4 protein-coding genes and 1 CRISPR repeat array are annotated in these 6,992 nt (G+C 34.5%); all 4 genes read left to right on the forward strand.

Annotated elements, in window-relative coordinates; genetic code table 11:
• The first annotated feature begins 109 nt into the window (after nucleotides 1-109).
• The 4 genes from BAZO_RS07050 to BAZO_RS07065 are packed head-to-tail and all read left to right on the forward strand — an operon-like array spanning nucleotide 110 to nucleotide 6,267.
• Nucleotides 110-1,315, forward strand: a complete 1,206-nt coding sequence (locus BAZO_RS07050) for a hypothetical protein (protein WP_003330678.1) — start codon at nucleotides 110-112, stop codon at nucleotides 1,313-1,315.
• Nucleotides 1,316-1,318: 3 nt separating this feature from the next.
• Nucleotides 1,319-1,972: a hypothetical protein gene (locus tag BAZO_RS07055; protein WP_003330679.1), complete on the forward strand. Its 654-nt coding sequence runs from the start codon at nucleotides 1,319-1,321 to the stop codon at nucleotides 1,970-1,972.
• On the forward strand, nucleotides 1,956-4,844 hold the full coding sequence (locus BAZO_RS07060) for a hypothetical protein (protein WP_003330680.1): 2,889 nt from the start codon (nucleotides 1,956-1,958) through the stop codon (nucleotides 4,842-4,844). Before BAZO_RS07055 ends, BAZO_RS07060 begins: the two co-directional genes overlap by 17 nt.
• Nucleotides 4,801-6,267: a Wadjet anti-phage system protein JetD domain-containing protein gene (locus BAZO_RS07065; RefSeq protein WP_003330681.1), complete on the forward strand. Its 1,467-nt coding sequence runs from the start codon at nucleotides 4,801-4,803 to the stop codon at nucleotides 6,265-6,267. Before BAZO_RS07060 ends, BAZO_RS07065 begins: the two co-directional genes overlap by 44 nt.
• Before the next feature lie 163 nt (nucleotides 6,268-6,430).
• Nucleotides 6,431-6,909: direct repeats of the CRISPR family, unit length 38 nt; unit sequence GTTTCAATCCCCTATAACGGGTCATTATCTTTGCTACA.
• The last annotated feature ends 83 nt before the right edge of the window (nucleotides 6,910-6,992 follow it).

Consider the following 6,992-nt stretch of genomic DNA (forward strand, 5'->3'; position numbering starts at 1 on the left):
CTCCTAATCAATCTTTTTATCACACCACCAAAATTACCTCATTTTTCAGGTATACCCTCCTCCATTCCTGTCAATACTTCTACTAAACAGATAATAGGAGGGGATAGATTTGGAGGAAACCCGGTTGGAGCAGCTTCCAAATATTGAGTACATTAGTGGCTTTTCGTATTTATTCCGATTATTAAGCCATTTAACAAGTTCAAGAGAATTATTCGAGCATAAGATGCATGTCATTATGCAATTATCAAGCGATTTAACCAGCGGAAATTTTTCTAAAGCTGATATTGAAGCAATGTTCCCTCAATATCACAAAAGACAATTAGATTCTATTATCAATAGTTTAATAGATGGGGGCTGGCTTGATCGACAAGATGGAACACTTACATACGAATTCACTAACCCTGGTATGCTATTTGCCCGTTTTCTTCCTTTTTTATATGAAGGGGATGAGCTGGACAGCATGGCATTTCAGCTTGCCTTAAAAGATATGCTGGAAGCCGCTGAACACATGAATCTTGGAATAATTTCTCTAGAATTCCTTCGCAACCAGTCGATTCACGCTGTAATGAGAAATATTGATGAAATTGAAACTGCACTTATCTCAAAAAATGAAGCCAGAATAAAAGATGCCCTTCATAAGACGGACAAGTTCCTTGATAACATCGGAGATTTCATCAAGCGTTTTAAAGACATAAACCAATACAAACGTAAGAACAAACTAGAAATCACCGAGAAAGATAAAGAGTCTATTCAATGCCTCTTTGATTTTGAAATGAAAATTACTACATTATTTGAATATAGGAAAAGAGCCCTTATACAAGTTGCTTCAATGGGCAATGGTGTATTTACAAAAGAGGATGTTGATCGTTTCTTATATCAGACAACCTTTGACCAGTTATCTTTATTATTATGGAACGCCCATTACACACCGTCCCATTCCAAATGGATTGATACAGATGGAATTGTAGTAGCATTGGAAGAATTCCTTAGACTAAAAAAGTTGCATACATCCAGAAAAATTAGTCCAAGAGTCTATGGTGGGCATGAGGCCCCTAAAAACTTTGAACCGAGCTATATCGAAAAAACTTTAAATCACATTCGTTTGTTATTAGACAAAAATGAAGATATTAAGCTAGAAGACTTTTTATTTCAATTTAACAATCAGACTGATGTCTTTATGTACTTATCATCCATCAACTTTCTTAGTGAAAAATCATTCACACCTTTTGAATTGCATTCAACCGTTCGCACAAAAGAATTTGACCATAAGATATTACGTCTATTGTCAGAAGCTTTATTACAAAGGAGGAAATGATCAATGAAAGGTTTGACCCATTATACTACTGAAGAAATTTGCGCGATATTAACAACAGGGCCAATTCCAAGAAACGAACTTTTGTCTTTACAATTTGATTTTCATTTGAGATCAGAGGTTACCAAAATACTTAGTTGTGCTGGATATGAATTTGTCGATGATCCAATTTCCAATTGTTATGACGCCAGAATAAAAAAAGAGGTTTATAACCTAAACCATATGCTGGAAAAAGAGCTAGGGTCTATGAATCTCACCATGCCGGCCAAAGCAATGATAGCAATTTTATGGTGTTCATTAATACTTCCGAAATTTGATCGGAATTTTCAAAGAAACCTAACAGAAGAACTAACCGTAACAGAAGACCAGCTTTATGAAAACTATAAAGAGCAACTTAGCAGCAAAACAAATTTAAAAAGAATTTTGACTACCCTTAAACAATTAGGCTTTATTGAAACTGTCCGGGGAGAAAACGCATTTAAAGCTGGGCCACGTTTAACAACCGCATTAGATTCTACGACTATGTATGACAAAGTAAAAGCAAAGTTGATTGAGTTTTTAGTGAACGAAAACGATGAAAAACATCGGCATGCAAAGAATCTATTTTTACCTGAGAAGAATGAAATAAAGGAGGATACCGATTATGAGTCTGTTAGCTAAAAAAGGTAGATTTATACCCCTTCATCTTTTATCTGTTGAAGCAGAAGGGTTTTCCTACCTTCCTCGGCAGGTTATTTTAATTCATGAAGGCATCACCGTTGTTAACGGGGAAAATGGGTCAGGAAAGACGACCTTTTTAAATATGCTTCGCGTCTTGTTCGGTGCAACCAAATTTGATAATGGTCATACTTTCAAAACTTTTTTTGAGCGTGATCATGTCCATTTTATTTATATCATCGGTCGTTTCGATAACACCATTCATCCTGAATATCAAAAAAGGCCTTTCCAAGAAATCGGGAAATACAATGATCGTGTATCTGTTGTTTGCCGACTAACAAACGATAATCCTGTAAAAAGAGAGTTTCTGATTTTTGACGGGAATTTTGATTTAGAAATTCACTTGAAAGACAACATAAAGTGGCTTGAAGTTGGGCATTATTTATCACATATGGAGCAAGTTGGGATGTCAAAAGCATTGGCAAATGTCTTTAGCCTTTATCAAGGGAACACTGAAAAGCTTTTAGGGCTAAATGAGGAACAACTTGCAGATTATTTATTACAGATTTGCGGAGAACAAGAACGAATTGATAAATTTAACAATATAAAAATTAATCTTGAAGAGCTCTATAAGCAATATCAAGAACTCGGAAGACAAAAACAGCAAGAAGAACTAGTCATTCAAAATGTTAAACAAAAAATTGATCGTATAAAACAAATTAAGCAAAATGAACAGCAATTAGAGGAAAACCAATTTAATAAAGAGTTAGCAGTCGTTAAAGATATGAAGGAAATCATGAACGAGCAGGAAGCATTGTTAAATACGTTGAAAGACGAGAAATTACAAATTGACCAAAACATTGTCACAACTAATAATGACTTAAATACAACAAATCATGAAATCGAAAAAAATAGTCATGCACTTTCTGAAGTAAATAAAAGAATTGATGATATTCATACTCAAACGCTTTTACTAACAGAAAAGAAATTAAATTTAAAAAAGGAAGTAAATGATTTACTCGGGTTTATAAACAAATATAAGCCCATTGAACCTGTCCCTTTGGAAAAACTTAATCATGAGCTATCTGGTATAACCGATTTATATAAAAGACAAGTTACCATTGTACAAAACCTTCAGCATAAAGAAGATACGATAATGGGTAAAATTCATCATATTAAGACAACGCACTCTGCCCATTACCCAAGTATCGTTTCCAAAATGATTGAAAAGTTAAAAGAACGACAATTAAATCATTTATTACTCGCGGAACAACTTGAAATTACCGATAATAAATGGCGTCATGCTATTGAGGCTTTACTTGGGGCGGAACGTTTTACAATTACTGTTGATGAACATGCGATCATTGAAACTATGAAAATTGCGCAAGAAATTGGATATCCTTACTGGATTTCTCCTTTCAAACCCGTTTCACTTTCATATAAAAATGAGTCAATACTGTCAAAAGTTAATGTCCTGGATGAGCGTATCACAGGCTACATAGAAAGATTTAAAAATTTTATGATGGCTGAAAGTATGGAAGCAGCATGGGATTGGGTCCAGAAAGACTTTAACGCATTGCTATACAAACCTACACCTTATCAAGTTATCAGTCGCGGCGGCCGTTCAATTCACCCTAATGGGATTTATTGTGGAAGAAAGTCGTACCTCCTCCAACTGGAACAGCTGCAAGAAGATTTAAATAATATTCAACAAAAACTGGACTCAGAGAAAGCAAAAGAAAATGAATTACAAATTGAACTAGAGAGTGTTAACAAAGCCATCGAGGATCAAAAAATGCGTGCATTGATACCAGACAAAGAAAATGAACATCTTTCTTTAACAGGAGATCTCCAAATAGTTTTGAATTCACTCACAGATTTTAATGTACAAATCCAATCTCTAAGGAAAGAGAGAGAAAAGGTTCAACAACTTGCTTCAAAATATTCAAGGCGACACGGGAAATTAAACTATGCATTAACTAATTTACAATCAAAACAAAAAGAAATTTTTCAAAAACAATCTGATATAATGACATCTCTTGATACTTTAAAATCTCAATATAATAGTACAGTTTCAAAACTATCAAAAGATCAAATCAAGAAACTTTCAGATTGTTCATATTTAGAATCAATTAAAACCGTTGAACATTATACAACCTTGATTAGCAGCTTGCAAAATATGATTCAGCAACTTCGAAACACAGGTGAACCCATTCAGCCTGGTGAAGAAAATATTGTTGCACTTGAGGAAAAATATAATATCCACTTAAAGTTGCTGCAAAACCATCTAAATGAAATCTCGGAAACTGAAGCAAAACTAGAAAACTTGAGAAAAAAACATGATGAAGCCCAAGAGGAGTATCTTGAAATGGTTGAGGAAGTCTTTAGAAAGGTAAAAAAATCGTTAGAAGAATTGGCGGCACAAGGCAATATAAATGCTACATTAAAGTTAATTAATGTAGGTAATGAAAGGTGGAAAATTGACTATAAAGTTGGTTTCCACGGGAAGGTTCCTGTTAGCTATAGAACAAAAACTGCATTTAGCGGCGGCCAAAAGGTAATTATCTCTTTACTTTTAACACTATCAGCAATTCAAGCAGATGGTATGTTAAATTTCATGATCTTAGATGAGCCATTTGCTCATTTAGATCAGGAAAGAACAGAATTAGTCAGTCAGTTCCTTAAAAAGACCGGCGCACAATATATAATTGCAATGCCTTATTCAGAAAACCTGAAGCTATTATATCCTTTTGCCGATATGTCACTTAACTTTAGACCAAAACGGGAGAATCAAGAAATGGCTCCTCCAATAAACTACGGAATAGTGAACGATGAATTCATTAAACAACAAACCCAGTACAAAGCATCGTCATAATATAACCTACCTGCAAGAGTGGGGGCAATGGGAACGGAAAGATGGATATTTAGTTCGGGAAAAGAGAAGGTATAGTTTTTGTGGAGATTGTGGCTATCGTAAAAATCTACGTAGCGAAGAAATTGAAACTGTCGGCGGTAATGACCTACAAATGCATCCGATCAATTTTCTTAACGCTAGTGAAATAAAAATTGCAAATCATATTTTAAAAGAGCTCTATAAGTCCAATAATAAAAAACGCTGGAATTCTTGGAAGGATTCATTATTTAAAAAATGGAATTTTGGTCTTGTAGAAATAACTATCGATAAGCTACATATGCATGGTTTTATAATTAAACGAAAAAGAAAGGATAAAACAAGAATCAATCATTGGAACCTTCATTGCATATTGTTTAATGAAGATTTTATGGTATCAATTGAAAGTTTTTTAAAAATTAATAAAGTAAAGAAACAAAAGTGGGAGGAAGTTCCCTTCCCTCCCCTTTCACCTGCTGGCTTAGGTAATGCAAAAATTCTGTTTGACTTAATCCAGACAAATCAAAAGCATTATAATAATAATGGTGGAGCGTTAATTGAATGTATAAATGGTGAGAAACTTGTTTTTCCAAAGAGTTCTGGAAATGCTTATTTGAAAATAGTTAGAGGGCTTCATGGTTTATATCAACTAACACTATCAGAGCGCCACTTATTTTTAAGGGAATTTTCTCAAGAATTTTTCGGCGATACAAAATTATTTTCTAGGAATGACCGGGATAAAGTGGATCGAATTGTTGGGGACGTTGAAAAATTTGGGTTGCTTCAATCGAGAAACGAGGTTTTGATTTCTGGAATTTTTGAATGGGCATGGAATGGAGAAATCGGGAATTCTAGGGCAATTAAAAATTACCTTGCCCTCCCTCGGGATATGGTTTCCGAAATTAAATTAACACAATGGCAAGGAAAAAAATTATTAATTATAGAAAACCAAGATTTATTTATTAGTGTGGCTAAAGGCAATGTGCTAAATAAAAATGAATGGATTATTCTATTTGGCAGCGGTTATTTATCTGCAGAAGAATATACTATTATTCGAGAGTTAATTCCTTTAGGTCTTCAACAAATTTATTTTTGGTGTGACCTTGATCCCTATGGATTTTTAATTACTGATAATTTTATAAAAAACACAAACACTAACATACCGATCTATTTATTTGGCTTTAACTCCAATTGGTTTTCAAAGTTACCAGTATATAAGGAACTATTACAGACGGATAAAAGTGAGATAGATAAATTACTAAAGGAAGATATCCCGTTTCAGATCAAAGAAGTACTATTCATGATGAAGGAAACTGGTTTTAAAGGTGAACAGGAGTTTTTCTCCAACTTCCTTGATAGAAAAACCTTTGAAAAAACAATACTTATTGAGAGTATAAGACTTATTTAACTTTTTAAAACACGGTAAATCATCCGTGTTTTTTATGCTTTGGGTAAAACCCTATTAATAAGTCATCCTCAATACATCAAAGGAACCAACGGTGTAGGAGGAATCCTTTCCATTCTGGATATATTTTTAGGACTTTAAAATTGAAAATATCAGTTTATCATGGGTTTCAATCCCCTATAACGGGTCATTATCTTTGCTACTTGCGGCAAAAGATTGGGGCCATACTGATATTCTGAAGTTTCAATCCCCTATAACGGGTCATTATCTTTGCTACAACAGTTTGACCCAATCACCGGTGCACCGATTAATGGGTTTCAATCCCCTATAACGGGTCATTATCTTTGCTACAAACGTGAAGGTGGTCGAGGATTTGTCATATTCTTTGTTTCAATCCCCTATAACGGGTCATTATCTTTGCTACACAAACTCGTATACAATGTAAGGATAAACCGCATCCTCGTTTCAATCCCCTATAACGGGTCATTATCTTTGCTACAATGGCCAAGTGGGCCGTCTGGCAACATGATAAAGCGTTTCAATCCCCTATAACGGGTCATTATCTTTGCTACACAGGGATGATACTAGCGGCGTCACCGGATTCTTCGTTTCAATCCCCTATAACGGGTCATTATCTTTGCTACTAATAAATTCATAGTATCAATTGTTGTTTGTTCCAGGGTTTCAACCCCTATAACGGGAATATCTCGTATGCCGTCTTCTGCTTG

The organism is Schinkia azotoformans LMG 9581 (assembly GCF_000307855.1).
Taxonomy (GTDB): domain Bacteria; phylum Bacillota; class Bacilli; order Bacillales; family Bacillaceae_J; genus Schinkia; species Schinkia azotoformans.

Bases quoted from the DNA above. Each gene is read 5' to 3' on its own strand.
- BAZO_RS07055 (WP_003330679.1), top strand. From the start codon at position 1,319: ATGAAAGGTTTGACCCATTATACTACTGAAGAAATTTGCGCGATATTA.
- BAZO_RS07060 (WP_003330680.1), top strand. From the start codon at position 1,956: ATGAGTCTGTTAGCTAAAAAAGGTAGATTTATACCCCTTCATCTTTTA.
- BAZO_RS07065 (WP_003330681.1), top strand. From the start codon at position 4,801: ATGAATTCATTAAACAACAAACCCAGTACAAAGCATCGTCATAATATA.